This window comes from Microlunatus sp. M237 (assembly GCF_056896895.1).
The window spans coordinates 201676-226571 of sequence record NZ_JBXHBL010000001.1; the positions used below are offsets into that span (position 1 = coordinate 201676).

General features: G+C 71.3%; 23 protein-coding genes. 6 read left to right on the forward strand and 17 right to left on the reverse strand.

What is annotated here, in order from left to right; all coding sequences use genetic code 11:
- Positions 1-47: 47 nt before the first annotated feature.
- Both glgX and AC1XX3_RS00955 read right to left on the reverse strand, forming a co-directional pair.
- Positions 48-2255, reverse strand: a complete 2208-nt coding sequence (gene glgX / locus AC1XX3_RS00950) for a glycogen debranching protein GlgX (RefSeq protein ID WP_483319200.1) — start codon at positions 2253-2255, stop codon at positions 48-50.
- Between the two features lie 153 nt (positions 2256-2408).
- Entirely contained in the window at positions 2409-2678 is a 270-nt protein-coding gene (locus AC1XX3_RS00955; protein ID WP_483319201.1) for a DUF3072 domain-containing protein, read from the reverse strand.
- A gap of 89 nt (positions 2679-2767) precedes the next feature.
- On the opposite strand from AC1XX3_RS00955, the gene AC1XX3_RS00960 reads away from it, so the two are divergent.
- Positions 2768-4099 carry a DNA polymerase IV gene (locus AC1XX3_RS00960; RefSeq protein WP_483319202.1) on the forward strand — a complete coding sequence of 444 codons (1332 nt, stop codon included), beginning with the start codon at positions 2768-2770 and terminating at the stop codon, positions 4097-4099.
- A gap of 4 nt (positions 4100-4103) precedes the next feature.
- Here the strand turns inward: AC1XX3_RS00960 and AC1XX3_RS00965 are convergent, their stop codons facing one another.
- The 4 genes from AC1XX3_RS00965 to AC1XX3_RS00980 are packed head-to-tail and all read right to left on the reverse strand — an operon-like array spanning position 4104 to position 8376.
- Positions 4104-4826 carry a gamma-glutamyl-gamma-aminobutyrate hydrolase family protein gene (locus AC1XX3_RS00965; RefSeq protein WP_483319203.1) on the reverse strand — a complete coding sequence of 241 codons (723 nt, stop codon included), beginning with the start codon at positions 4824-4826 and terminating at the stop codon, positions 4104-4106.
- A gap of 7 nt (positions 4827-4833) precedes the next feature.
- Positions 4834-5601, reverse strand: coding sequence for a 3-oxoacyl-ACP reductase (locus tag AC1XX3_RS00970; protein WP_483319204.1), 768 nt, complete (start codon positions 5599-5601; stop codon positions 4834-4836).
- 38 nt (positions 5602-5639) lie between these two features.
- Positions 5640-6998: an aldehyde dehydrogenase family protein gene (locus AC1XX3_RS00975; protein ID WP_483319205.1), complete on the reverse strand. Its 1359-nt coding sequence runs from the start codon at positions 6996-6998 to the stop codon at positions 5640-5642.
- A gap of 7 nt (positions 6999-7005) precedes the next feature.
- A complete protein-coding gene (locus AC1XX3_RS00980; RefSeq protein ID WP_483319206.1) occupies positions 7006-8376 on the reverse strand; it encodes a glutamine synthetase family protein in 1371 nt (456 codons plus the stop codon).
- 173 nt (positions 8377-8549) lie between these two features.
- Between AC1XX3_RS00980 and AC1XX3_RS00985 the strand changes: the two genes are divergently transcribed.
- A complete protein-coding gene (locus tag AC1XX3_RS00985) occupies positions 8550-8846 on the forward strand; it encodes a DUF503 domain-containing protein (RefSeq protein WP_483319207.1) in 297 nt (98 codons plus the stop codon).
- A gap of 36 nt (positions 8847-8882) precedes the next feature.
- On the opposite strand, the gene AC1XX3_RS00990 is transcribed toward AC1XX3_RS00985, so the two are convergent.
- The 6 genes from AC1XX3_RS00990 to AC1XX3_RS01015 are packed head-to-tail and all read right to left on the reverse strand — an operon-like array spanning position 8883 to position 17058.
- Positions 8883-9734, reverse strand: coding sequence for a DUF4261 domain-containing protein (locus tag AC1XX3_RS00990; protein ID WP_483319208.1), 852 nt, complete (start codon positions 9732-9734; stop codon positions 8883-8885).
- A complete protein-coding gene (locus AC1XX3_RS00995) occupies positions 9734-10591 on the reverse strand; it encodes an alpha/beta fold hydrolase (RefSeq protein WP_483319209.1) in 858 nt (285 codons plus the stop codon). Before AC1XX3_RS00995 ends, AC1XX3_RS00990 begins: the two co-directional genes overlap by 1 nt.
- Entirely contained in the window at positions 10581-11285 is a 705-nt protein-coding gene (locus tag AC1XX3_RS01000; protein WP_483319210.1) for a DUF998 domain-containing protein, read from the reverse strand. The genes AC1XX3_RS00995 and AC1XX3_RS01000 overlap by 11 nt, the downstream gene beginning before the upstream one ends.
- On the reverse strand, positions 11282-14659 hold the full coding sequence (gene lysX / locus AC1XX3_RS01005) for a bifunctional lysylphosphatidylglycerol synthetase/lysine--tRNA ligase LysX (RefSeq protein WP_483319211.1): 3378 nt from the start codon (positions 14657-14659) through the stop codon (positions 11282-11284). The genes AC1XX3_RS01000 and lysX overlap by 4 nt, the downstream gene beginning before the upstream one ends.
- Before the next feature lie 36 nt (positions 14660-14695).
- Positions 14696-16258, reverse strand: coding sequence for a hypothetical protein (locus tag AC1XX3_RS01010; RefSeq protein ID WP_483319212.1), 1563 nt, complete (start codon positions 16256-16258; stop codon positions 14696-14698).
- Positions 16240-17058 carry an Fpg/Nei family DNA glycosylase gene (locus AC1XX3_RS01015; protein WP_483319213.1) on the reverse strand — a complete coding sequence of 273 codons (819 nt, stop codon included), beginning with the start codon at positions 17056-17058 and terminating at the stop codon, positions 16240-16242. The genes AC1XX3_RS01010 and AC1XX3_RS01015 overlap by 19 nt, the downstream gene beginning before the upstream one ends.
- A 34-nt stretch (positions 17059-17092) precedes the next feature.
- On the opposite strand from AC1XX3_RS01015, the gene AC1XX3_RS01020 reads away from it, so the two are divergent.
- Positions 17093-17290, forward strand: coding sequence for a hypothetical protein (locus tag AC1XX3_RS01020; protein ID WP_483319214.1), 198 nt, complete (start codon positions 17093-17095; stop codon positions 17288-17290).
- A 13-nt stretch (positions 17291-17303) separates the two neighbouring features.
- On the opposite strand, the gene AC1XX3_RS01025 is transcribed toward AC1XX3_RS01020, so the two are convergent.
- Positions 17304-17762 carry a ribose-5-phosphate isomerase gene (locus tag AC1XX3_RS01025; protein ID WP_483319215.1) on the reverse strand — a complete coding sequence of 153 codons (459 nt, stop codon included), beginning with the start codon at positions 17760-17762 and terminating at the stop codon, positions 17304-17306.
- 98 nt (positions 17763-17860) lie between these two features.
- Here AC1XX3_RS01025 and AC1XX3_RS01030 point away from each other — a divergent pair, with 98 nt between their 5' ends.
- Complete coding sequence (locus AC1XX3_RS01030; RefSeq protein WP_483319216.1) at positions 17861-18676, forward strand: extensin family protein; 816 nt, start codon at positions 17861-17863, stop codon at positions 18674-18676.
- Between the two features lie 16 nt (positions 18677-18692).
- On the opposite strand, the gene AC1XX3_RS01035 is transcribed toward AC1XX3_RS01030, so the two are convergent.
- Positions 18693-19421: a mycothiol-dependent nitroreductase Rv2466c family protein gene (locus AC1XX3_RS01035; RefSeq protein ID WP_483319217.1), complete on the reverse strand. Its 729-nt coding sequence runs from the start codon at positions 19419-19421 to the stop codon at positions 18693-18695.
- Between the two features lie 61 nt (positions 19422-19482).
- On the opposite strand from AC1XX3_RS01035, the gene pepN reads away from it, so the two are divergent.
- Positions 19483-22068 carry an aminopeptidase N gene (gene pepN / locus AC1XX3_RS01040; protein WP_483319218.1) on the forward strand — a complete coding sequence of 862 codons (2586 nt, stop codon included), beginning with the start codon at positions 19483-19485 and terminating at the stop codon, positions 22066-22068.
- The gene (locus tag AC1XX3_RS01045; RefSeq protein ID WP_483319219.1) at positions 22065-23204 is read left to right on the forward strand and encodes a Nif3-like dinuclear metal center hexameric protein; all 1140 of its coding nucleotides are present in this window, start codon (positions 22065-22067) and stop codon (positions 23202-23204) included. Before pepN ends, AC1XX3_RS01045 begins: the two co-directional genes overlap by 4 nt.
- On the opposite strand, the gene AC1XX3_RS01050 is transcribed toward AC1XX3_RS01045, so the two are convergent.
- From AC1XX3_RS01050 to AC1XX3_RS01060, 3 genes are read right to left on the reverse strand one after another with little or no spacing between them, the layout of a single operon-like run.
- Entirely contained in the window at positions 23191-24174 is a 984-nt protein-coding gene (locus tag AC1XX3_RS01050; protein ID WP_483319220.1) for a phosphotransferase family protein, read from the reverse strand. The two genes, AC1XX3_RS01045 and AC1XX3_RS01050, sit on opposite strands and share 14 nt — an antisense overlap.
- A 7-nt stretch (positions 24175-24181) precedes the next feature.
- Positions 24182-24568, reverse strand: a complete 387-nt coding sequence (locus tag AC1XX3_RS01055) for a TPM domain-containing protein (protein ID WP_483319221.1) — start codon at positions 24566-24568, stop codon at positions 24182-24184.
- Positions 24555-24887 carry a hypothetical protein gene (locus AC1XX3_RS01060; RefSeq protein WP_483319222.1) on the reverse strand — a complete coding sequence of 111 codons (333 nt, stop codon included), beginning with the start codon at positions 24885-24887 and terminating at the stop codon, positions 24555-24557. The genes AC1XX3_RS01055 and AC1XX3_RS01060 overlap by 14 nt, the downstream gene beginning before the upstream one ends.
- Positions 24888-24896 lie beyond the last annotated feature (9 nt).

Here is a 24896-nt window from a genome sequence, read left to right on the forward strand (position 1 = left end):
CAGCAGGCCCTCCCCCGCACAGCGGAGAAGGGCCTGCTGGTCCGACCTCAGATCGCGCGACCGTCCTTGGCCGAGTTGCGCGCCAGGCCGGGTGCGGCCCGACTCGCCCGGGTGGCGGAGGCGATCTTCTCCTCCTCCGGCACGACCGACGTACGCAGCACCACGACCGAGTGGCTCTGCACCGGGTGGGTGGAGCCGGCCTTCCACGAGTCGTCGCTCCCGCCGAGGACGCCGCTGGCGGTGTCCAGCTCGACCGACCACTCAGTGCCGTACGTCTCCGGCGGCAGGGTGAAGTCGATCGGCTCGCTGTGGGCGTTGAACATCAGCAGGAAGTGGTCGTCACTGATCCGACGGCCCATCGCGTCGGGCTCGGGGATGGCGTCGCCGTTGAGGAACACCATCACGCTGCGGGCATAGCCCGCAGTCCAGTCGCCGTCGTCCATCAGCGACGCCTCCGGGGTGAACCACTCGATGTCACCGAGTTCGCTCGCCCCGCCGTGCGCCGCGTCACCGGCGAAGAACCGCCGGCGACGGAACACCGGGTGGCTCTTGCGCAGGTCGATCAGCCCGGCGACGAAGCGGAGCAGGTCACGCTGGTCCTCGGTGAGGTCCCAGTTGATCCAGGACAGCTCACTGTCCTGGGCGTACACGTTGTTGTTGCCGTGCTGGGTACGTCCCAGCTCGTCGCCGTGGGCGAGCATCGGCACGCCCTGGCTCAGCAGCAGCGTGGTCAAGAAGTTGCGCTGCTGGCGCAGCCGCAGCTCGTTGATCTGCGGGTCGTCGGTCTCGCCCTCCACGCCGCAGTTCCAGGAGCGGTTGTGACTCTCACCGTCGTTGCCGCCCTCGCCGTTGGCGTCGTTGTGCTTCTCGTTGTAGGACACGAGATCGCGCAGGGTGAAGCCATCGTGGGCGATGACGAAGTTGATCGACGCGGTGGGTCGGCGATCGGAGTGGTTGTAGAGGTCGCTCGAGCCGGTCAGCCGCGAGGCGAACTCCGCCAGCGTCGCCGGCTGGCCCCGCCAGTAGTCGCGGACGGTGTCGCGGTATTTGCCGTTCCACTCCGTCCACAGCGGCGGGAAGTTGCCGACCTGGTAGCCGCCGTCGCCGAGGTCCCAGGGCTCGGCGATCAGCTTCACCTGGGAGATCACCGGGTCCTGCTGGATGATGTCGAAGAACGCCGACAGCTTGTCAACCTCGTGGAACTGACGGGCCAAGGTGGCGGCCAGGTCGAAGCGGAAGCCGTCGACGTGCATCTCCTGCACCCAGTAACGCAGCGAGTCCATGATCAGCTGGAGCACGTGCGGGCTGCGCATCAGCAGGCTGTTGCCGGTGCCCGTGGTGTCGTAGTAGTGGCTCTTGTCGTCGTCGACCAGGCGGTAGTACGCCGCATTGTCGATACCGCGGAACGCGATGGTGGGGCCCATCTCGTTGCCCTCGGCCGTGTGGTTGTAGACCACGTCGAGGATCACCTCGATGTTCGCCTCGTGCAGCGACTTGACCATGGACTTGAACTCCGTGGTCTGCTGGCCACGGGTGCCCGTGCTGGCGTAGCCGTTGTGCGGGGCGAAGAAGCCGATGGTGTTGTAACCCCAGTAGTTCGACAGTCCCTTGTCCACCAGATGGGTGTCGTTGACGAACTGGTGCACCGGCATCAGCTCCACGGCGGTGACGCCGAGCGAGGTGAGGTGGTCGATGACGACTGGGTGGCCGAGCGCGGCGTAGGTGCCACGGACGTCGTCGGGTACGTCGGGGTGCGTCATGGTCAGGCCCTTGACGTGGGCCTCGTAGATGATGCTCTCGTGGTATTGGTGCAGCGGCGGTCGGTCGTGGCCCCAGTCGAAGAACGGGTTGGTGACGACCGACATCATCGTGTGACCCAGCGAGTCGGCGTCGTTGAACGTCTCCGGCGAGCCGAACTTGTAGGAGAAGAGCGACTCGTCGCCGTCCACCTGTCCGTCGATGGCCTTGGCGTAGGGGTCGAGGAGCAGCTTCGCCGGGTTGCATCGGTGGCCGTTGGCCGGGTCGTACGGTCCGTGCACGCGATAGCCGTACCGCTGGCCGGGCTGCAGATTCGCGACGTAGGCGTGCCAGACCGAACCGTCGACCTCGGTGATCTGATGGCGGGTCTCCACGCCGGCCTCGTCGACGAGACAGAGCTCAACCTTGTCGGCGATCTCGGAGAAGAGGGCGAAGTTGACCCCGCTGCCGTCGAAGGTGGCGCCCAAGGGGTAGGGCCTACCGGGCCAGATGTCCATGTGTTCCTTTGTGGATCGGGTGATGCGAGCCCATATTGTCTCCCGAGTCACGCGAGTGACCAAGGCGGGCCTTCGCGGGGCGCGACGGCGCCGACCTGTTACCCCCAGCGGTACAACCGGAACCAGAACCGGCACCGGGCCGGTGCGGGCCGGTCAGCTGTTCAGGTCGTTGGCCGCGCGGAGCCGGTCGATGTGCTGCGACGCCTCCGCCTTGTTGAGGTCGGCGGGCAGCTCCTCGCCGGCCTGCTTGGCCAGCGTGTCGAGATAGCTCCGCTGCGCCTCGGTCATCGGGTCGTCGCCGCTGACCCAGTCGCTGGGATCCTTCTCGAGGGTGTTGTCGGCGTCCCCGGTCGCGCCGATGGTGCCGGCGTTCGGGGTCGGGTCGGAGTCGGAGGATTGGGGCTGGTTGGTCGCATCGGTCATGGTCCCAACCCTAGGCGGGACCCCTGACACCCGTCTGGCGGTACCGACCGGAGCCGCCGACCGTCGCCGGCAGCAGGCAAGATGGTCGGGTGCGCTCCACCTCGTCAGTCCTCCATCTGGACCTGGACGCCTTCTTCGCCTCCGTGGAGCAACGAGACAAGCCGTCCCTGCGGGGACGGCCCGTGGTGGTCGGCGGGGTCGGAGCGCGTGGCGTGGTCGCCACCGCGTCGTACGAGGCCCGCGTCTTCGGGGTGCACTCCGCGATGCCAGGACATGAGGCGAAGCGCCGGTGCCCGCACGCGGCCTTCCTCTCCGGTCGGTTCCCGGCCTACCGCGAAGCCAGCCGGCAGGTGATGGGGGTGCTCCGGGACCTCTCCCCGCTGGTGGAGCCGTTGTCCCTGGATGAGGCCTTCGTCGACCTGGCCGCCTCGCCGACCCCCCTCGATCTCAGCCCCGACGGCGTCCGCGCCACGGTGGTCGCGTTGAAGGAGCGGGTCTCGGCCGTCACCGGCGGGCTGACCGCCTCGGTCGGGGTCGGCACCTCCAAGTTCATGGCCAAGGTGGCCAGCGAGATCAACAAGCCGGACGGGATGTTCCTGGTCGAGCCCGGGACCGAGGTGGCACTGCTGGCGCCGATGTCGGTGAAGGTCATCCCCGGGGTCGGGCCGGTGACCGTGGACAAGCTGCGCCGGATCGGGATCACTACGGTGCACGACCTCCAGCGGATCGGGTTGGAGGAGCTGGTGCAGGTGGTCGGCCGTGCCCACGGCCAGGGCCTGGTCGAGCTGGCGCACGCCCGCGACGACCGCCGGATCGAGCCGGAACGCGAGGCGAAGTCCATCTCGGTCGAGGACACCTTCGAGACCGACCTGGTCGAGCTCCGGATGCTGACCGAGATCCTCGACCGGCACGCCGCCCAGGTGGCCCGTCGGCTGCAGAACGCCGGGCTGTTCGCCCGGACGGTCACGATCAAGGTCCGCTCGCACGACTTCACCACCCACACCCGGTCGCGCACCCTGCTGGGTGCGACTGACCGGACGGAGCTGATCAGCCAGGTGGCCCGGACCCTGCTGGCCGGGGTGGACACCACCGGCGGCGTACGGCTGCTGGGCGTCGGGGTGGCCGGCCTGACCGAGCTGCTGCAGGAGGAGCTGTTCGAGCCGGAGCAGCCGCCCGAGGACGACCGGGTGGAGGTGGCGGCCGCTCCGGGGCCGGTGCCCGACCGGCCGGTGAGCCGGCACTTCTCCCCCGGCCAGGACGTGGTCCACGCCGAGCACGGTCAGGGCTGGGTGTGGGGCTCCGGGCTGGGTCGGGTGACTGTGCGGTTCGAGACCCGGGAGACCCCGCCGGGTCCGGTTCGGACCTTCGCGGTCGACGACCCTGCGCTGCAGCCGCTGGAGTGGCCGGTACAAGACGACTGACCGGCTACCCGCCGGCCGCCGCCACCAGGCCACGGAACAGGCCCCGGTCGGCCCGGGTCTCGGGGTGCCACTGGACCCCGAGCCAGAACCGTCGAGTGGGCCGCTCGAGCGCCTCCACGGTGCCGTCGACGGCCCGCGCCGCCACTGCGTAGCTCCCGTGGCTGCTGACCGACTGGTGGTGGTGGCACCGGACCTCGCTCCGGTCGCCGATCAGCTGGGCCAGTCGGGTGCCGGGCACCACCTCGACGGTGGTGTCGCCGTAGTCCGCGCCGCCCGGGGAGTGATGGTCGTGACCGACCACCTCGGGGGTGTGCTGGTCCAGCGTCCCGCCGGCGTGCACAGCCATCAGCTGCAGTCCGCGGCAGATGCCCAGACAGGGCCGGTCGAGCGACTCGGCAGCGTCCAGCAGGGCCAGCTCCCAGGCGTCTCGCGCCGGCCGGGTCGGGCCGGTGCGCGGATGCCGGACGGCGGCATAGCGGGCCGGGTCGATGTCCGCGCCGCCGGAGATGATCAGCGCGTCGAGCCGCTCCAGCACCGCGCGCGCCGCCGACGTGTCGACCACCGGCGGCAGCAGCACCGGAACCCCGCCGGCGGTCTCGACGGCCCGGGCGTACGTCGACGGCGCCAGGTCGACCTCCTCGTCCCACACCCCCCACCGCGCCTGCTCCCGATAGAGGCTGATCCCGATCAGCGGTCCCGGGCCGGTGCGGAGGTCGCGGGTGCTCATGTCCGGCTCACAGCGGGGTGACGTACGCGCCGGAGATGCCGCCGTCGACCAGGAAGGTGTTGGCGGTGATGAAGCTCGACTCGTCGCTGGCCAGGAACAGCACAGCGTTGGCGATCTCCTCCGGCTCGGCGAACCGGCCCATCGGCACGTGGACCAGCCGCCGCGCCGCTCGCTCGGGGTCGGAGGCGAACAGCTCTCGCAGCAGCGGGGTGTTGACCGGCCCCGGGCACAGCGCGTTGACCCGGATCCCGGAGCGGGCGAACTGCACCCCTAGCTCGCGGCTCATCGACAGCACACCGCCCTTGGAGGCGGAGTAGGAGATCTGCGAGGTGGCCGCGCCCATCACGGCCACGAACGAGGCGGTGTTGATGATGGACCCCCGGCCCTGCTCGAGCATGTACGGCAGTGCCGCCTTGCAGCACAGGTAGACACTGGTCAGGTTGACCTCCTGGACCCGCCGCCAGGCGTCCAGGTCGGTGTCGAGGATGGAGTCATCCTCGGGCGGGGAGATGCCGGCGTTGTTGAAGGCGATGTCGACCGCGCCGTAGGTGTCGTGGGCTGCGGCGAAGAGCGCGTCGACCTGCTCCTTGCTGGTCACGTCGGTGCGGACATAGGTCCCGGCCACCTCGGCGGCCACCTGCGGTCCGCGGGCGTCGTCCACATCGCCGACCACCACGTGCGCCCCCTCCGCCGCCAGCCGGCGCACTGACGCCAGTCCGATGCCCGAGCATCCTCCGGTGACCACGGCCACCCGGCCGTCGATCCTGCCTGTCATGTTTCCTCGATTTCTGCTGGATGAGCGAGCGGACGACGTCAGTCCGAGGCCAGGAAAACGTTCTTCTCCTCGGTGAACGCGTTCGGTGCGTCCGGGCCGAGCTCTCGACCCAGGCCCGACTGCTTGAAGCCGCCGAACGGGGTCCAGTAGCGCACCGACGCGTGGGAGTTCACGCTGAGGTTGCCGGCCTGGACCGCGCGCGACATCCGCAGGGCGCGGCCGAGGTCACGGGTGAAGATCGACCCGGACAGCCCGTAGTCAGTGGCATTCGCCATCGCCACCGCCTCCTCCTCATCGTCGAACGGCAGCACCGCCGCGACCGGGCCGAAGATCTCTCGCTGCCAGACCGGCTCCGCCGTCGAGCCCGGCAGCACCACCGTCGGGGCCATCCAGAATCCATCGCCGGCAGGGGCCGAGCCGGTGAAGGCGACGGTGGAGCCGGCCAGCAGGTCGCTCACCCGGCGGTGCTGCTCGGCAGACACCAGCGGACCCATCTCGGCGTCCTCGCGGGTCGGGGCGACGACCCGCAGCGCCTTCACCGCGGACTCGAACCGGCCCAGGAACTCCTCGTACGCGCTGCGCTGAACCAGGATCCGCGACCGGGCGCAGCAGTCCTGACCCGCATTGTCGAAGACCGCATACGGAGCGCTGGCCGCCGCCGCGGCCAGGTCGGCGTCGGCGAAGATCACGTTGGCGCTCTTGCCACCCAGCTCCAGGGTGCACCGCTTCACCTGCTCCGCACAGCCGGCCATGATCTTCTTGCCGACCGCCGTGGAGCCGGTGAAGCAGACCTTGCGGACGGCCGGGTGGGTGACGAAGCGCTCGCCGACCACGGGTCCGCGGCCGGGCAGGACGGTGAACACGCCGGCCGGCAGGCCCGCCTCGCGACCGAGCTCGGCCAGCCGGACCGCGGTCAGCGGGGTCAGCTCGGCCGGCTTGAGCACCACCGTGTTGCCCGCGGCCAGGGCCGGGGCGAACCCCCAGGCGGCGATCGGCATCGGGAAGTTCCAGGGCACGATCACACCGACCACGCCGAGCGGTTCGAAGAAGGTGAGATCCACCCCGCCGGCCACCGGGATCTGCCGACCGGTCAGTCGCTCCGGAGCACCCGCGTAGTAGTTCAGCACGTCGCGGACGTTGCCGGCCTCCCAGCGGGCGTTGCCGATCGGATGGCCGGCATTGCGGACCTCGAGCTGGGCCAGCTCCTCCAGGTGGTCCTCCACCAGCGCGGCGAACCGGCGCAGCAGCCGGGCCCGCTCGCCCGGCGCGATATCCCGCCAGCCGGGGAACGCCGCGGCCGCCGCCTCGATGGCCTCGTCGGTCTCGGCCAGGTCCGCCATCGCCAGCTGGTGGAACGCAGCGCCGGTGGCGGGGTCGACCAGGGTCAGCGTGCTCATCGGCTGCTCACATCCTCTCGAAGCCGCGCCGCAGCTCCCAGTCGGTGACGGCCGCGTCGAAGGCGTCGAGCTCGACGTCGGCCATGGTGGTGTAGTGCTCGACGACCTCCTCCCCGAGCGCCGCGCGGGCGATCGGCGAGTTCGCGAAGGCGGTGCGGGCCTGGAGCAGCGTACGGGGCAGGGCCGCTCGGTCGGCGGTGTAGGCGTTGCCCACCGTCTCCGGTTCCAGCGCCAGCTCCGCCTCGACCCCGTGGAGTCCGCCGGCGATCATCGCCGCCAGTGCCAGGTACGGGTTGACGTCCCCGCCCGGCACCCGGTTCTCCATCCGGGCCCCGGCACCGCGGCCCACCAGCCTGACCGCGCAGCTGCGGTTGTCCTGGCCCCAGCCGATCGTGGTCGGCGCGAACGAGCCTGCGGCGAAGCGCTTGTAGGAGTTGATGTTGGGCGCGTACAGCAGGGTGAAGTCAGCCATGGTGGCCAGGACGCCCGCCACGAACGAGTCGTAGAGCGGCGTCCGGTGGCCGTCGTCGTCGACGAACACGAGTGACCCGTCAGCGCCGCGCAGCGACAGGTGGATGTGGCAGGAGTTGCCTTCCCTGGCGTCGTACTTGGCCATAAAGGTCAGCGACGTGCCGTGCTGGGCGGCGACCTCCTTGGCCACCGTCTTGTAGACGCTGTGGTTGTCCGCGGTGATGAGCGCGTCGGCGTAGTGGAAACCGATCTCGTGCTGACCCCGGTTGCACTCCCCCTTGGCCGACTCCACCTCCATTCCCGCGGCGTACATGGTGTTGCGGAGGTCGCGCAGCAACGGCTCGACCCGGCTGGTGCCGAGCACCGAATAGTCGACGTTGTACTGGTTGACCGGGGTCAGGCCGCGGTAGTCGGCGTTCCAGGCCTGCTCATAGGTGTCGGCGAAGACCAGGAACTCCAGCTCGGTGCCGGCCAGCGCCGCGTAGCCGAGGTCGTGGACCCGCTCGAGCTGGCGGCTGAGCACCGTCCGCGGGGACGGCAGCACCGGATCCCCGGCGAGGGTGACCAGGTCGCACTGCACCATCGCGGTCGCCGGCAGGTGCGGCAGCAGCCGGAGCGTTGACAGGTCCGGGGCGAACTCCAGGTCGCCGTAGCCGGTCTCCCACGAGGCGATGGCGTAGCCCGCCACCGTGTTCATGTCCACGTCGACAGCGAGCAGATAGCCGCAGCCCTCGGTGCCAGAACCCAGCACGTGCTCGACGAAGTACGCCGCATGGACCCGCTTGCCCTGGAGCCGACCCTGCATGTCGGTGAACGCGACGACGACGGTGTCGATCTCCCCCTCGCTGATCCGCCGCTTCAGGTCGTGCTCGCTGAGGTGCCGGTCGTTGCGCAGGCTGGTGGTCATGGTGTCTCTTCCTCACCCCGGCGTCCCCATCGTGGGGCCGCTGGTCGGCCGACCCGATGGTCACCGCCCGGGCCGGCCTCGACCCTCGCCATCGCGACCGCCAGTCTGACCAGCGGGCGTAGCGAAGTCAATGGTCGGGTCGGGACCGTGTGCGGGCTCCTAGACTGCGCAGGATGTGGACCGGGACCGTGGAGTTCGACCTGTTGCTCGGCGACGTGCGCTCGCTGAAGGAGAAGCGCTCGCGAGTGCGCCCCGTCGTCGCCGAGCTGCGCCGCGCGCTCGCGGTCAGTGCCGCCGAGGTGGACCACCTCGAGCTGCACCGGCGCAGCGGCATCGGCGTGGCCGTGGTCGCCGCCGACCGCGGGCACGTGGTCGAGATCCTCGACGCAGCCGAGCGGCTGGTCGCTGGCCGGGTCGAGCTGCAGCTGCTGTCGGCGCACCGCACGCTGCGCCATGGTGACGACGACTGAGGAGCTGCCTGGTCCGCAGCGAGCGGCAGCCCGTGCTCAGACCGGCGAAGGCCCCGCCGGTGCGGAACCTGGCCGGTCCCGCTCCCCGGCCGCATGCAACTCGCCCAGGTCCACGTCGAGCACCATCCGGGCCGGGGCCACCAGCGCGTCCTCGTGCTGGCAGACATAGCGCTCGTCCCCGCGCAGGCCGGAGATGGTGTGCCCGTCGTCGATCACGTCGCCGGAGGTGAAGAGATAGACGGCGGTGTTGAACAGCATCGTCGCCACCTCGCCGGGCGAGACGTCTTTGAAGTGGCACTGGACGTCGGGCAGCTCGAAGACGTGCAGCCCGAGGGTGTCCATCACCATCGCCCCCGGGTCCTTGGCCACCGTGAACAACCGAACGTTGACCACGCCGTCCAGGCCGTCCGGGCTGAACGCCGCCGGGTCACTGACCTTCTGGCTGTTGGGCCAGCTCAGAGCCGCCGGCCCGGTGGCGGCGATGAGCGCCGCGAGCACCGCGTGGAACGCGGCCACCCGCTCCTGCGGGCTGAACAGGCTGGCCAGCATCTCGCTCACCAGAATGCTGCCGGTGCAGCCGGCGAGTGCCTGCTCGGCCCCTTCCCAGTCCCAGGTCTGGGACACGTCGGGCAGGGTCTTCTCGCCGCCGAGCGGTGACCCGGCGAACACGGTGGTGAGCAACGGCAGCGGGCCCTCCTCCAGCTCGACCTGCACGTCGGGGTGCGGCACCACCAGGGAATCCGCCTGCAGCTCCGCCTCGGCCGAGACCGTCCGCACGGCGTCCAGTAACGCCGGGTCGGCCAGGTCGGGCACCGAGGTGTACCAGAGCTCGGCCATCAGCAGCGCACCCGCCAGCGGCGCGGCGGTCGGCTCAAAGGTGCGGGTCATCACGTGCTCCTGCTCCAGAGCGACCGGATCGCGTCGGCGACGAGATCGGGCCGGTCCATCATGATCAGATGGCGGGAGTCTTCCACGACCACCTGCCAACCACCCAGCAGCGCGGCGAGTCGTCGCTGTCGGTGGACCCAGCTCCCGTCCCCGTCGCCGACCGCGGTCAGCACGACCACCGGCAGGGGCGGCAGGGGCAGGCGATCCCGGAGCCGGGCGAGATCCGCCAGCTGACGCGCGTACGCGGCCTGCTCGGCGACCACCGCGGCGCTCGCCTCCGGGTCACGGAAGACAGTGCGCGTCACCTCCGACCTGGGGTGCCACCACTGCCGTCGCTCGCTCTGGGCGGCCACCAGAAGCCGGTCGACGAGCGATGCGGCAGGGCGCAGCAGCGGTCGCCGCATGGCGGCGTACACCGCCTGGGCGACGGCCAGCCAGGCGGCCTCCTGGGCCGGCGACGCGACCGGCGCGTCCTCCACCGAGGCGTCGACCAGCAGCAGCCCGGCGACCAGCTCGGGGTGCCGGCGGGCGAGGGCCTCGGCGTGCGGCCCGGCCATCGAGTGCGCCACCAGCAGGACCGGTGACGCGAGCCGTCGGGCCAGCGCGGCCAGGGTGTCCACCTCCGCATCCAGCCGAGGGAGCACCCCCGGCCAGACCGTCCCGGCGAGCCCTGGTCGGTCGAGTCGCACGACAGCCAGGTCGGGCAGCAGCTGGACCACCCGCTCCCAGGCGTAGTACGGCACTCCACACCCGCCCAGCAGCACCACCGGCGGCGAGGCGCCGTCCTGCTCCACCACGTGCACCAACCGCCCGCCGAGCTCGACCACGCTGCCCGGGACCGACCCATCAGCTGTCATCGCCCGCTCCCTCCAACAATCCGAAGCCGACAACGGCGAACCACAGTGACGCCACCACGACCATCACCGCCTGCGGATAGCCGAGTCCCGGCAGCCCGGCGGCGAGCATGATCAGCATGGTGGTCAAGGCTGTCACCTCGACGACGCAGCCGAACAGCAGCCACCAGCGGATCCGCCCGCCAGAGCCCGACCTGACCAGGGCCACGTAGCCGGCGACCATGGAGCCCACGATGCCGAGCTGCGCACCGACGCTGGTGAACGTGTGGGCGTAATGCACACCGGAGAGCGTGCCGGCCTCCTCCGCCCGCCGGCAGGCCGCGCTCAGCGTCGGCGAGCAGTCCATCGCGAAGAACGCGTCGAAGAAGGTGGACAGCCCGAACAAGATCAGCGCCGCGGCGGTCACGATCCACCATCGGGGACGCTGCGCGTGTCGGCGCGGCCACCGGCGCAGCGCGCGGACGCCCAGCGCCGAGATGATCACCGCAGTGATCAGGTCCCCGGCACGGAAGAAGAGGCTGTAGGGCTGGTCGGAGGCGGACAGCTCGGACAGATAGCCGTTGAAGATCAGGTCGTTGCCGTTCATCGGCTGCTGCAGCAACCAGGTGTTGTAGGTCAGCAGCACCACCACGCTGAGCACCGCCCAGATCCGACCCGTCCGCGGCCGCGACCGGGTGGCCGGCCGCGGCGTGGTCACCGCCGGCCCCGCGGGCGCACCAGCGGGAAGGCGATCGTCTCGCGGATCGAGGTGTTGGTCAGCATCATCACCAGCCGGTCCATCCCCATTCCCAGCCCGCCGGTGGGAGGCATGGCGTGTTCCAGGGCGACCAGGAAGTCCTCGTCCAGCTCCATCGCCTCCGGGTCGCCGCCCGCCGCCTGCAGCGACTGCGCCGTCAGTCGGGCTCGCTGCACCACCGGGTCGACCAGCTCGGAGTACGCGGTCCCGATCTCCGCCCCGAAGGCGACCAGGTCCCAGCGCTCGGCGAGCCGTTCGTCGACACGGTGGGCCCGGGTCAGCGGCGACACCTCAGCCGGGAAGTCGGTGTAGAAGGTCGGACGTACGGTGACGTGCTCCACCAGGTGCTCGTAGAGCTCCAGCAGCACCGCGCCGCGGCCCCAGGTGCCGTCGACCGGCACCCGGACGCGGCCGGCCAGCGCGACCAGCTCGTCCCGGCTGGTGTCGGCGGTGACCGGCTCCCCCACCGCCGCGCTGATGGCGTCGTTGACCGTGATCACCGGCCACCGCTCGCCGAGATCCACGTCGTGCCAGCTGCCGGACGTGTCGGTGCCACGGACCAGCGTCGTCCCGGTGGCGGCACGGCAGGCCGACAGGATGAGGTCGTGGGCGACGCCGCGCATGGTGGTGTAGTCGCCGTACGCCTGGTAGGCCTCCAGCATGGTGAACTCGGGATTGTGGGTCGCGTCGGCGCCCTCGTTGCGGAAGTTGCGGCCGATCTCGAACACGCGGTCCACCCCGCCGACCATCAGCCGCTTGAGGAACAGCTCGGGGGCGATCCGCAGATAGAGCGGCAGATCGTAGGCGTTGATGTGGGTACGGAACGGGCGGGCGTTGGCACCGCCGTGCACGGTCTGCAGGATCGGTGTCTCGACCTCGAGGAAGCCGCGGGCTTCCAGCTCGGTGCGGACCGCCCGGATGATGGCCGAGCGGGTGGCGAGCTGGCGCCGAGCCGCCGGGTTGACAGCCAGGTCGAGGTATCGCTGCCGAACCCGGGTCTCGGGGTCGGTGATGCCCCGGTGCTTGTCGGGCAGCGGGCGCAGCGACTTGGCCGTCATCACCCACCGGGTGAGCTCCAGCGACAGCTCGCCGCGCCTAGACAGCACCATGGTGCCGGTTGCGCCGATGTGGTCGCCCAGGTCGACCAGCCTGCGGAAGGAGTCCATCGCCGCGGCACCGATCCTCGAGCGGGTCAGCATCAGCTGGACCCGTCCGCTCCAGTCGCCGATCTGGACGAAGATCACCCCGCCGTGGTCACGGATGGCCAGCACCCGGCCGGCGACCGTGGCCGCCATCCCGAGGCGCAGCTCGCTGCACCGGCGGGTGGGGCTGAACGACGCCGGGTACGGTTCGTCCCCGGCGTCCAGCATCGACTGGCGGATCGCCAGCCGCTGACTGATCTGCTCCGGCACCCGATGCTGTCGCCGTGGGGCCATGGGTTCCGCCGCCGGCAGCGCCGGCACGGCGGAGGTGCCGGCGGGGCCGGTGCTGACGGGCTGGGCGGCGGCGTCGCGGGTCCGCGGCCGCAAGAACCCGGGCAGGTCGATGAGGCCTTCGGCGATCCCGGACGCGGCGCCGACCAGGGCGATGTCGCGGGTCTCCTCGAAACAGAGGAAGCGCGGCTTCCAGTCAGGCCGGTATTTCACGTTGGAGCGGAACAGCGACTCCATCTGCCACCAACGCGACGCCACCAGCAGCAACCGCCGCCACAGCCGCAGCACCGGCCCGGCACCGATCCGGGCACCCTCCTCGAAGGCGGACCGGAACACGGCGAAGTTGAGCGAGACCCGGCGGATGCCGATCTCACGACCGGACGCCATCAGACCCGTGACCATCAGCTCGGTGACGCCGTTCTCGGCGCGAGGGTGGCGCCGCATCACGTCCAGGGAGAACCCGTCGTGACCCCACGGCACGAACGACAAGATCCCGGCCACCGCGCCGGCGGCGTCGGCGGAGTCGGCGGCGTCGGCGTGGCCGAGCGGGAAGATCGCCTCCACCATCAGACAGTCACCGTCGGCCGGGTCGCCAAGCCGTCCGAGCGCCATCGAGAACCCGCGCTCGGTCTCGGTGTCGCGCCAGTCATCGATTCGCTTGACCAGGGCAGCCATCTCCTCGGCACCGATGTCGCGGTGGCGGCGGACCCGGGTCCGATAGCCCATCCTCTCCAGCCGCTGCACCGCCTGCCTGACCGGCCGCATCTCCCGGCCGGTCAGCTGGAAGTCGCGGGTCTCGAGGATGGCCTCGTCGCCCAGCCGGATGACATGCATCCCAGCCCGGGCGTACGCCGTCGCACCCTCCTCGCTGGCGCCGAGCACCGCCGCGGTCCAGCCGTACGTCGCGACCACGTCCTGCCAGGCGGCGATGGCACCTGGCCAGTGGTCGGGTTCGCCGATCGGGTCGCTGCTGGCCAGGCAGACGCCGAGCTCCACCCGGTAGGTGATGGCGGACTGCCCGTTGGCGGCGAACACCACCGACTTGTCGCGCCGGGTGGCGAAGTAGGCGAGCGAGTCCTCCTCCGAGCGGGCGACCAACGCCCGGACCCGTGGCTCGTCCTCGGGGCTCATCAGCGCGGCGCGCCGTGACGATCGCATCACCGCCACCAGGGCGGCGACCAGGGTCAGCCCGGCCAGCACGCCGATGAAGGTGCTCACCCAGCTCGGCGGCGTGTCGGTCGACAGGCCGGCCACGAACTCCTGACCGGCCATCCGACGCAGCACCCAGACGACCCGCCCCCGCGGCCCGCCGAACGCCCCGGGCACCAGGGTCAGCAGCAGCGTGCCGATGGCGGTGGTGATCGCCCCACCCACCAGCAGGATCACCAGCGCCTTGCGCAACGAGCCGGGCTGGCGCAGCGCGGTGAACTCGGCGCGGTAGTGGATCAGACAGGCCAACACCGATCCGAGGCTGGCCAGGTTGATCGCGAACCGGGCGACGGTCGCGGCGAGCGCGAGGTCGACATTGCCATCGCGGACGACAGTGATCAGCAGCGCCCCGACCAGCAGCAGGTCCACCACCACGGAGATGCTCAGGATCACCACGGTCACCGCCCAGCCGACCCGTTTGCGGCGGGCCAGGGCGCCGCCGAGGATGGCCGCGAACACCGCGAAGGCGACGGTGCTGCTGTCGATCGGGATGAAGAGCGTGGAGTAGGCATCGATCAGCCAGCCGACGAGCGCCACGGAGGGGAACAGGGCCTGCAGCACCAGCAGCGCGGCAGCGGCGAAGAACAGCCGCGACACCAGGCTGGGCAGCTTGGGCCACCGTGGCCGGCTGCCGCGGTCCGGCGCCGTGGTTGATGAGCGCCCCGCGGGCTCGTCGATCACTGCGATACTCATCCGTCCACAATGGCAGATGACCTCGACTCGGGCCTATCAGCGCGGTTGCAGACCTGCCATCAGCCAGACGTGCCCGACCCCGGTCGGCTCGGGGTCCAGTCGGGCGACCACCTCCGGCACCGAGCGGGCGGCCAGGGCCTGCGCCGAGCAGCCCCAGCTGGGCGCCAACGCGCTCCCGGCCGCGTCCGGGACCAGGCGGAGCACGGTGGTCAGCCGGGCGGCCGTCGCCACCGGCAATGGGAAGACAGCCCCGCCCCGCAGCCCGGCACCGAGGTGACGACCGAGCAGCTCGACCCGATCCAGCAAGACCGCCCGGCTGCCCAGATGCGAGCCGCTGACCGCGAGCAGCTCCAACTCGTTGAGCTGGTCCTCCACCGCCGCTGGCGGCTGCTCGGCGAGGGCGGTGGTCAGGCCGACCAGCCGCTCGAGCACCGCGTCGGTGGGGCGACCGGCCAGCATCAGGGCCAGGCAGACCTGGGCCGCGGCCAGCCCGAGGCCGGCCACCGGTGTGCGAGCTGTGAGCACCACATCGGCCGCGGCGTCCAGCAGATCGGGGTCGCCGGTGCGGTTCGCCTCCCCGGCCAGGAAGATCGCGTGCAGCGGTGACAGGACCTGCGGGTGGTCGTCAGACAGCAGGGTGGAGCTGAACAGCTCGACTGCGTCGGCGGTGTCCTCGGGGTCGGCTGCACCCGACTGCACCAGCGCATGCTGCACCAGCAGCGCCTCGGCCACCCCGGTCAGCCGCACCACCCCGGCCGGGGTGCGCCGGTGCTGCAGCGCCTGCGCCGCCCGCCGCGCGAGAAGCTCCTCGACCGGCGAGACCCAGCTGAGGTCGACCTGCACGGTGCCGCGCGCGGAGCGCCGCTCGAGGAGGTAGCGGCCGGGCCGGGCGCTGGTGAGCTCCAGCTGGCCGGCGGTCTGGGTCACCTCGACCGCGCTCGGCACCACCACAGCGGCATCGTCGTCGCGTCGGATCTCGGCCACCTCACCGACGGCGAGGAACAGCGTCTCGGGCAGCGCCAGGTGCCTGGTCCGGCTGAACTCGTACGGGGTGGCGTACCAGTCCCAGTGCCACTGCAGCACGTACCGGCCCGAGCCGGGCAGCTCCACCGGGGCGAGCTCGAGCCCGGCTCCCGACACCGACGTCACCGCTCCCAACTGCAGCGACCCCGCCAGCATCGGCGCATGCCCGGTCGCCGGGTGCAGGGCGTACGCCGCCTCGGCGCCGGCGGCGAGCGACCAGGCCACGGTGTCCGGTCCCGGCCGGACGCAGATCTGAAGACTGTCCAGGCGGATCGGCTCGTCCGTCAGGTTGGACACCGCCAGACGCATCCCCCAGCCCGCCGCGAAGGTGTGCCGCAGGGTCAGCGACAGCCGCGATCCGACGGTGTGGACGACCTCGACCTCGTCCTCGTCGACGACCAGCCGCGCGGCGCTCAGGTCGACCGCGGTGCCGCCGATCACCACCCGGCCCAGACCCACGTCGGTCAGCCGGTTGGCCGTGGGCCGCGCCCGGTGGCTGACGGCGACGACCCGCCCCGCCGCGTCGAGCTCGACGGTGCCCGGACCGGCACCGAAGCTCAGCCCCGGCGTTGGCATTTTCCACACCAGAACAGGTTGCGCCCGGCCAGCACCTCGGTCCGGATCCGGGAGCCGCACACCAGGCAGGCCTGGCCGTGGCGGCGGTAGACGTACACCTCTCCCCCGTGGTCGTCGACCCGAGGGGGGCGGCCCATCGCCTCCGGGGTGTGCTCCGGACGGACCGTGTCGATGCGGTTGTCCAGCACCCCCTGTGGCATCAGCGCGATCAGGTCGGCCCAGATGGCGTCCCAGCTGCGCCGCTGCAGCCGGTTGCCGGAGCGGTGCGGGTCGATCCGGTTCCGGAAGAGCACCTCGGCGCGGTAGACGTTGCCGACGCCGCTGAGCACCGTCTGGTCCATCAGCAGCGCGCCGATCGGGCGCCCGGAGCGACGGATCCGCAACCAGCCGAGCTCGGGGTCGGCGTCGGCCCGCAACGGGTCGGGGCCGAGCTTGGCCAGCTGTGCGGCGACCTCGTCGGCGGTACGGATCACGCACAGCTGCGGGCCGCGGAGATCCGCCGCGACCGGTGGGGCGCCGGCCGGGTCCGCGATCCGCAACCGGACCTCGCCCCGGGTTGGTTCCAGCGGCCCGAGGCTGAACTTGCCGATCAACCCGAGATGGATGTGCAGCCAGCGGTCGTCGGCGAAGGTGAGGAACAGGTGCTTGCCGTGCGCGCTGGTGGCGAGCAGCCCGGTGCCGTCGAGCGAGGCCGCGGACTCGGCGAACCGTCCCTGTGGACTGCTCACCCGCACCGTGCGTCCGGCGAAGGCCTGGCCCAGGTCGAGGGCCAGTCGGTGGAGGGTGTGTCCCTCAGGCATGGCAGCAGCGGTCGTTCGGCATAGGCTGTCCACTATGACAGGTGCAGCACCCGAGTCACGCGACCTCTGGCCTCGTGACTTCGGTCGCGATGGCGTCTCCGGGCTGGTGACCCACGACCGGGCGCTCCGGGCCCGCGACGTGTCCAGGCCTGGGCCCCGGGAGGAAGCCCTGGCCGAGAGCGTCTTGGCGTCATTGCTCGCGCGCGTCGACGGCCGGCGCCCCGGGCGCTGACCATCACAGAGCCCTACGAGGTGGCGCGCCCCGACTCGTAGTCGGCCAGCAGCGCGATCCTGCGCGCGTGCCGCGGCTCGCCACTGAACGGGGTGCTCAGGAACAGCCGGATCAGGGCCATCGCTTCGTCGTCGGTGTGCATCCGCGCCCCGATCGAGATCACATTGGCGTCGTTGTGCTGCCGGGCCAAGGTGGCGGTGCTGTCGTCATAGGCGAGCGCGGCCCGCACCCCGACGACCTTGTTCGCCGCGATCTGCTCGCCGTTGCCGGAGCCACCGATGACGATGCCGAGCGATCCGGGGTCGGCGACGACAGCCTCGGCCGCCGGGATGCAGAACACCGGATAGTCGTCCTCGGCGTCGAACAGCTCGGGGCCGTGGTCGACGACCTCGTGGCCATCGGCGCCCAGGGCACCGACGATGTGGTTCTTCAGCTCGAAGCCGGCGTGGTCGCTCCCGATGTGTACGCGCATAGCAGCACTATCCCAGCCGCCGCCCGGGAACGCGACCTGCCGGTCCCCGGGGGCGGCGATCGGCGTCGCGGTTGGCCGCCGCGGCTAGCCTGATCGCCATGCCGGACCCGAGCCCCACGCACGACCGGCGGTTCAGCCGGCGGCTGCTGCTCGGCGGGGCCGGTGCGCTCGCCCTCGGGCTCGCCGGCTGCACCGGTGGCGCCGACGACCCGGCTCCGGTGCGGCGGGCGTACTGCGTGGCCCGGAACACCCTGGAGCGTCACGCCGACCTGGCCGGCCGCCCGCTGGTCTATGAGGTGAGCCGGCGACGGAACCGGTTCTTCTTCGAGCCCGGCTTCCGCGGGCAGCTGGAGCGCTGGCTGGTCGACTACAGCGCCGAGACCGCCGCCGAGGTGGACGAGCTGTGGACGTACGGGAGCTGGATCGACGGCGGCTCGCGCTGCGACTCCTGGCACCACGCCGGGCGGGCCTTCGACCTGGCCCGGCTTCGACTGGCCGACGGGAGCTTCGTCTCCTGCCGCTTCGACCAGTGGCCGAGCGGTGGCGTCGCGCTACGGCAGGCGCAACGCAGCTACTGGGCCCTGGCCGCGAGCCTGCACCGGCACTTCGCCTACGTGCTGACCTATCTCTACGACGCCGACCACGCCAACCACCTCCACGTGGACAACGGTCGCTCCGGGGCCGAGCTGTCCACCTTCAGCCCCCGGTCGGCGGTGCAGGTCCAGGCGGTCCAGGCCATCTGTACGCATCTGTGGGACGTGGCGGTGCCGACCAGCGGCGACTGGGACGCCCCGACCCGCCGGGCGGTCTCGGCTGTGCTCGAGCGGGCCGGCACGTCCGGAGCCCTGACCGACGGCGTCGAGCCGTGGCAGGAGTTCCTCACCGCCAGCGTTCGACGGGTCCGCCCGGTCTGAGCAGGTTCGGGAGGTCTCAGCCGGGGAGGCCGTCCATCAGCGGGCCGACGGTCCGGGTCCGCTTGAGCTCGAAGAACCCGGGATAGGACGCCAGCGCCACCATCCCGTCGAACACCCGCCCGGCCTCCTCGCCGCTGGGCCGGGGGGACATCACCGGACCGAAGAACGCGATCCCGCCGACGTGCAGGACCGGGGTGCCGACGTCCATCCCGACCGGATCCATGCCGGCATGGTGTGAGGCGTGCAGCTCCTCGTCGTGGTCGGCGACGTCACCGGCCTCAGCCAGCTCGGCGGGCAGCCCGACATCGGCCAAGGCACCTTCCAGCAGCTCGCGGGACAGCTCTTCCTTGCGTACGTGCAGTCGGGTGCCGATGGCGGTGTAGAACGCAGCCAGCTGCTCGGAGCCGTAGTCCCGCTCCACTGACAGGGCCACCCGGACGGGAGCCCAGCCACGCTCGATCCGGCGCTGGTGCTCCGCACCGCTGCCGCGGTCGGCGTTCAGCACCGACAGGCTCATCACGTGGAAGACGGTCCGGACCGGGCGGACCTTCTCCACTTCGAGCATCCACCGCGACGTCAGCCAGGCCCACGGGCAGAGCGGGTCGAACCAGAAGTCCACCACCGTCGGCTCGGGCGCAGCCGGCGACGCCGTCGCCTTCTTCTCCTTCTTCAGCCGCTTTGACTTCTTCGGGCTCAACTTCGCCTGGTCGGACCTCTTGCCGCTCTTGCCGGCCGATTTCGCCATGCTCCCCAGCGTACGAGAGCCAGACCGTGCGGCGGGGTCCGGGCGTGGAAAGATCGACCTCATGTTCCCCGACAACCTCCGCCGCGACGAGGCCCAGGCCCGCTCCCGTCTGATTCGCACCGACACCTACCGGGTGCTGGTCGACCTCTCCGGTGCCGATCTGGACGACCCGACCACCACCTTCCGCTCGACCTCGACCGTGACGTTCGACGCCGCGGCCGATGGCAGCCTGCACCTGGACCTGATCGCGGACGCGGTCGAGTCGGCGTCGCTGGACGGTACGGCCCTGGACCCCGCCTCGTTCGCCGACTCCCGGCTGCCGCTGGAGGTCAGTGCCGGCCGGCACGAGCTCACCGTCACCGGACGCTTCCGCTACAGCCGCAGCGGGGCCGGTCTGCACCGCTTCGTCGACCCGGCCGACGACCGGACGTACCTCTACACCCAGTTCGAGGCCTCCGACGCCCGCCGGGTGTACGCCTGCTTCGAGCAGCCGGACCTGAAGGCACGGTTCACCATCTCGGTGATCGCGCCGGCGCAGTGGACCGTCGTCTCCAACGGCGCCACGGCGCAGACCTCCGGCGCCGGCGACGGGCTCGGGCGGTGGGACTTCTCCGAGACGCTGCCGATCTCGACCTACCTCACCGGCCTGGTGGCCGGCGACTACGTCACCGTCCGCACCGAGGACTACGCCGGGGTCAACGGCGCCGTGCCGATGTCGATCCTGTGCCGGGCCTCGCTGCGCGAGCACCTGGACGCCGACCGGATCTTCGCCACCACCAAGGGCGGCTTCGACGTCTTCGAGGAGCACTTCGGCTACGGCTACCCGTTCGGGAAGTACGACCAGGCGTTCGTGCCGGAATACAACATGGGCGCGATGGAGAACATCGGCCTGGTGACCTTGCGCGACGAGTACATCTTCCGCAGCCGCGTCACCGCCTCCAGCTACGACAGCCGGGACAACACGATCCTGCACGAGCTGGCGCACATGTGGTTCGGCGATCTGGTGACGATGAAGTGGTGGGACGACCTGTGGCTGAAGGAGTCGTTCGCCGAATGGTCGTCACACTTCGCCCAGAGCCAGCTGGACGAAGACCCGGCTCACGCCTGGGCGACCTTCTGCAACGCCCGCAAGACCTGGGCCTACCGGCAGGACCAGCTGCCCAGTACCCACCCGATCGCCGCCGACATGGTCGACCTGGAGGCGGTGGAGCTCAACTTCGACGGCATCACCTACGCCAAGGGCGCCTCGGTGCTGCGGCAGCTGGTGGCCTACGTCGGCCGCGACGCCTTCCTGGCCGGGGCCCGCAGCTATTTCGCCGACCACGCCTTCGCCAACACCACGCTCGCTGACCTGCTGGCCGCCCTGGAGCAGTCGTCCGGTCGGGACCTGTCCGGCTGGTCCGCGCAGTGGCTGGAGAAGGCCGGCGTGAACACCCTCAAGGCGGTGTTCGAGACCGACGCGGACAACACCTTCACCTCCTTCGCCGTGGAGCAGACCGCACCCGAGCAGTGGCCGACACTGCGCAGCCACCGACTGGCGGTCGGCCTGTACGCGCTCACCGACGGCACCCTCCAGCGGGTCCATCGGGTCGAGATCGACGTGGCCGGCGAGTCCACCGCCGTGCCGGACCTGGTCGGCGTGGCACAGCCCGACCTGATCCTGGTCAACGACGATGACCTGACCTACGCCAAGGTCCGGCTGGACCCCCGCTCGCTGGCAACCGTCGTCGCCCACATCAACGCGATCGACAACCCGCTGGCCAGGGCGGTCTGCTGGGGTGCGGCCTGGGACATGGTCCGCGACGCCGAGAGCCCGGCGCCCGGATACGTCGACCTGGCCCTGCGCGGCGTCGCCATCGAGTCCGATCTGACCGCCGTCGGCGCGGTGCTGCGGCAGGGCCTGACCGCCGCCACCAGCTACACCCACCCCGAGCGCCGGGACGAGGTGCTGCTGCGCTGGGAGCAGGGTCTGGAGCGGCTGCTGGTCGCGGCCGAGCCCGGCTCGGACCACCAGGTGGCGTTCGCCAAGGCGTACCCGCTGGCCGTGACCAGCGACGCCGGCATCCGGCGGCTGCAGGGGTGGTTGGACGGCAGCGCCGTACCGGACGGACTGGTGGTTGACACCGACCTGCGCTGGCTGGTGCTCTCGGCGTTGGCGGCCCTGGGCGCTGTCGACGAGGCGACGATCGCGACGGAGCAGCAGCGTGACCAGACCATCGCCGGCGCGGAGCATGCGGCGGCCGCCCGGGCCGCCCGGCCGGACCCGGCGGCCAAAGAGACCGCCTGGCGGCAAGCGGTGACCGAGAACGACATCCCGAACGGCACCCAGCGGCAGATCTGCGGCGCGTTCTGGCAGCACGGCCAAGACGAGCTGTTGCGCGACTACGTCAGCCGGTATCTGGCAGCGGCCGAGGACATCTCGGCAGCCCGCGGTGTGTGGGCCACGAAGGGCACCGCGCTGCGGGACAACGTGCTGGTGATGATGTTCCCGCAGCTGGCCGATGCTCAAGCCGTGCTGGACGCGGTCGACCCGTGGCTGGCCACGGCCTCGCTGACCGAGGGCGTACGTCGCCTGGTGGGCGAGCGGCGCGACGACGCGGCTCGGGCACTGCGCTGCCAGCAGGCCAGCCGGGCGAGCACGGCATGAGCCTGCGGCTCGCCCAGGTCGCGGCGATCCTCGACGATCTCTACCCGCCGGCCACAGCGGAGTCGTGGGACCGGGTGGGCCTGGTGGTCGGCAGTCGGGCGGACCGGGTGAGCAAGATCCTCTACGCGGTCGACTGCACCGCGGCCGTGGTCGAGCAGGCCAGCCAGGTCGGCGCCGATCTGATCGTCACCCATCACCCGCTGCTCCTGCGCGGGGTGCACGCCGTGGACGCCGACTCGCCGAAGGGCCGGGTGCTGACCGAGCTGATCCGGAACCGGATCGGTCTCGTCGTGGCCCACACCAACGCCGACATCCCGCCCGGTGGAGTGGTCGATGCGTTGGCTCGGGCGATCGGTCTGACCACCTCCCGGCCGCTTCGCCCGGGGGTCGCGCCGGAGCTGGACAAGCTCGTCACCTTCGTCCCGGCCGAGCACCTGCCCGCGCTGATGGACGCCCTCGCTGAGGCCGGGGCCGGCGCTGTCGGCGACTACGACCGGTGCTCCTTCACCAGCTCCGGCACCGGCACCTTCCGGCCCCTGCCGGGTGCCCGCCCGTTCCTCGGCGACGTCGGGGAGATCGCGGAGGTGGCGGAGAGCCGGCTGGAGATGGTCCTCCCCCGGTCCCGGCGCGCGGCGGTGCTGGCGGCGCTGCGGCAGGCGCACCCGTACGAGACCCCGGCCTGGGACCTGTTCGAGCAGGCGCCCACGGCGAGCACGGACACCGGACTCGGGCGGGTGGGCCGACTGGCCGAGCCGATCAGTCTGCGCGAGTTCGCCCACCGGGTCGCGGCCGCGCTGCCGGCCACGGCGGCGGGGGTCCGGGTGGCCGGCGACCCGGAGCGGGTGGTGACGACAGTGGCGGTGCAGGCCGGCGCCGGCGACGACCTGCTCGACCTGGCGCGCGACAGCGGTGCCGATGTGTACGTCACCTCGGACCTGCGGCACCACCCGGCCAGCGAGGCACGCGAAGCCGACGCCGCCCCGGCGCTGGTCGACGTGGCCCACTGGGCCGCGGAATGGCGCTGGCTGCCGGTGGTCCAGCGACTGGTGGACGACCGGTTGGCCGCAGCCGGCGTGGTGGTGGAGTCACTGGTCAGCGAGCTCAACACCGACCCGTGGAGCTTCACCGCCGGCTGAGCCGGTCGATCAGGTCGGCGACCACCGGATAGCTGGCGGCCACGGCTTCGGCCCGGCCGAGCCGGTGGTGTTCCAGCCGGATGCCGCCCATCAGCGCGACCCGATAGAGCAGCGCCCGCGCCCGGGCCGGCTCCGAGTCGTCGGGCCGGGTGCCGTAGCCGGACCAGAATGCGGCCAGCTCGGTCGGCGGCAGCCGGTCGAGGACGAACATGGTCCAGTCCGCCTGCGGGTCGCCCCAGGCTGTCCGGTCACAGTCGAAGAGGCCGACCACGGTGCCGGCGGCGTCGACCATGGCGTTCACCGGGCTGAGGTCGCCGTGCAGCAGCCGTGCTTCGGTGATCGCGTCCAGCTCGGGTCGCAGCTGCCCGGCCAAGCGGACTCCGGCCTCGAGGTCGGCGGCGGCCAGGCCCGCGCGGTTGAGATCGGCAGCGGTACTGGTCAGTAGCTTCACCACCCATCCGGCCCAGGAGTCCACCGTCGGACCGGCGACCCGGCCGAACACCGAGCGCCGGACGGCGTGGATCCGCGCCAGCAGCTCACCGATCTGGTGCCAGAAGTAGGGCCGCAGGTCGGGGTGGGCCTTCAGGAACGGGGCCGCCTGCACCCCGGGCAGATGCGACTGCACCAGATAGTCACGGCCGACGATCCGATGGGTGAAGTCGGCGGCCAGCACCCGCGGCAGCAGCTCGGCCACCGGAGCCAGGAACGGCAGGCTGGCGTACTCGTTGCGCATCAGCTCGCGTTCGGAGCTGAACTGCCGTCGGGGTTCGGGCGCCACCCGCAGCACCGCAGCACCCGCGCCAGCGAGGTGCAGCCGGTACGTCGTGTTGTAGCGCCCGCCGTCGAGCTCCTCGCAGCGCAGCACCTGACAGCCGGCACCGAAGGCCTCGGAGCAGATCCGCGTCACCTCAGCTGCGGTCAGCGGTCGCTGGAAGGCGTCCTCCCCGCGGTCCACCGGCCGGAACTGCACCAGGGGCCTAGGAGCTGGTGTGCAGGGTCTTCGGTGCGCGGGCGGCCTCGCCCAGCTGCTGGATGCCGGTCACCAGGCCACCGACGATATCGCCGCCGATGAAGGAGGTCTGCATGGTGGCCGCGGCCAGTCCGCACTCGACGTCGTCCAGGGTGCGCCGGGCCTCGGAGCCGGTGATGATCTCCAGGGCCTTGAACCCGGGGTCGCACAACACCAGCACCGACCGGGCCGGATCGTCCAGCGCGCTGTGCAACCGGGTGGCGTACGCCCGGGAATCCTCTTCGGAGACGCCGACGAAGAGCGAGAAGCTGAGCTGGGAGCTGTTCTCGGCGTTGCGGATGGCCCGCTTCAGCCGCTCGATCTCGCCAGGGCTGAAGGAGTCACCAGCGGGCACTTGCGCCACCCACTTCGGAGACGGTGGCGACAGCACCGGTCGCGGTGTCGGAGCTTCCCACCGGGAGCGCCGCCTGGGCGGGAGCCGTGGCCGCCAGCTCGGCGGTGCTGCCCAGCCACAGCGGCTCGGTGACCTGGAACCCGCCACCACGGCTGGCCCGGATCAGCGACGGCGCCTTGCCGATCAAGGTGATGATCAGCATCGCCAACGCGGGTAGGCCGATCAGCAGTGCCAGCTCGTGCAACGGGCTGGGCTGCGGGGCCTGCGGCCAGCCCGGTAGCGTTTCCAAAGGCACTAGCATGCTCAACAGTTCGCTCACCTGTCCTAC

Excerpts from the sequence above, each read along its gene's own strand:
- glgX (WP_483319200.1), bottom strand. The coding sequence starts at position 2,255 with ATGGACATCTGGCCCGGTAGGCCCTACCCCTTGGGCGCCACCTTCGAC.
- AC1XX3_RS00955 (WP_483319201.1), bottom strand. The coding sequence starts at position 2,678 with ATGACCGATGCGACCAACCAGCCCCAATCCTCCGACTCCGACCCGACC.
- AC1XX3_RS00965 (WP_483319203.1), bottom strand. The coding sequence starts at position 4,826 with ATGAGCACCCGCGACCTCCGCACCGGCCCGGGACCGCTGATCGGGATC.
- AC1XX3_RS00970 (WP_483319204.1), bottom strand. The coding sequence starts at position 5,601 with ATGACAGGCAGGATCGACGGCCGGGTGGCCGTGGTCACCGGAGGATGC.
- AC1XX3_RS00975 (WP_483319205.1), bottom strand. The coding sequence starts at position 6,998 with ATGAGCACGCTGACCCTGGTCGACCCCGCCACCGGCGCTGCGTTCCAC.
- AC1XX3_RS00980 (WP_483319206.1), bottom strand. The coding sequence starts at position 8,376 with ATGACCACCAGCCTGCGCAACGACCGGCACCTCAGCGAGCACGACCTG.
- AC1XX3_RS00985 (WP_483319207.1), top strand. The coding sequence starts at position 8,550 with ATGTGGACCGGGACCGTGGAGTTCGACCTGTTGCTCGGCGACGTGCGC.
- AC1XX3_RS00990 (WP_483319208.1), bottom strand. The coding sequence starts at position 9,734 with ATGACCCGCACCTTTGAGCCGACCGCCGCGCCGCTGGCGGGTGCGCTG.
- AC1XX3_RS00995 (WP_483319209.1), bottom strand. The coding sequence starts at position 10,591 with ATGACAGCTGATGGGTCGGTCCCGGGCAGCGTGGTCGAGCTCGGCGGG.
- lysX (WP_483319211.1), bottom strand. The coding sequence starts at position 14,659 with ATGAGTATCGCAGTGATCGACGAGCCCGCGGGGCGCTCATCAACCACG.
- AC1XX3_RS01010 (WP_483319212.1), bottom strand. The coding sequence starts at position 16,258 with ATGCCAACGCCGGGGCTGAGCTTCGGTGCCGGTCCGGGCACCGTCGAG.
- AC1XX3_RS01015 (WP_483319213.1), bottom strand. The coding sequence starts at position 17,058 with ATGCCTGAGGGACACACCCTCCACCGACTGGCCCTCGACCTGGGCCAG.
- AC1XX3_RS01020 (WP_483319214.1), top strand. The coding sequence starts at position 17,093 with ATGACAGGTGCAGCACCCGAGTCACGCGACCTCTGGCCTCGTGACTTC.
- AC1XX3_RS01025 (WP_483319215.1), bottom strand. The coding sequence starts at position 17,762 with ATGCGCGTACACATCGGGAGCGACCACGCCGGCTTCGAGCTGAAGAAC.
- AC1XX3_RS01030 (WP_483319216.1), top strand. The coding sequence starts at position 17,861 with ATGCCGGACCCGAGCCCCACGCACGACCGGCGGTTCAGCCGGCGGCTG.
- AC1XX3_RS01035 (WP_483319217.1), bottom strand. The coding sequence starts at position 19,421 with ATGGCGAAATCGGCCGGCAAGAGCGGCAAGAGGTCCGACCAGGCGAAG.
- pepN (WP_483319218.1), top strand. The coding sequence starts at position 19,483 with ATGTTCCCCGACAACCTCCGCCGCGACGAGGCCCAGGCCCGCTCCCGT.
- AC1XX3_RS01045 (WP_483319219.1), top strand. The coding sequence starts at position 22,065 with ATGAGCCTGCGGCTCGCCCAGGTCGCGGCGATCCTCGACGATCTCTAC.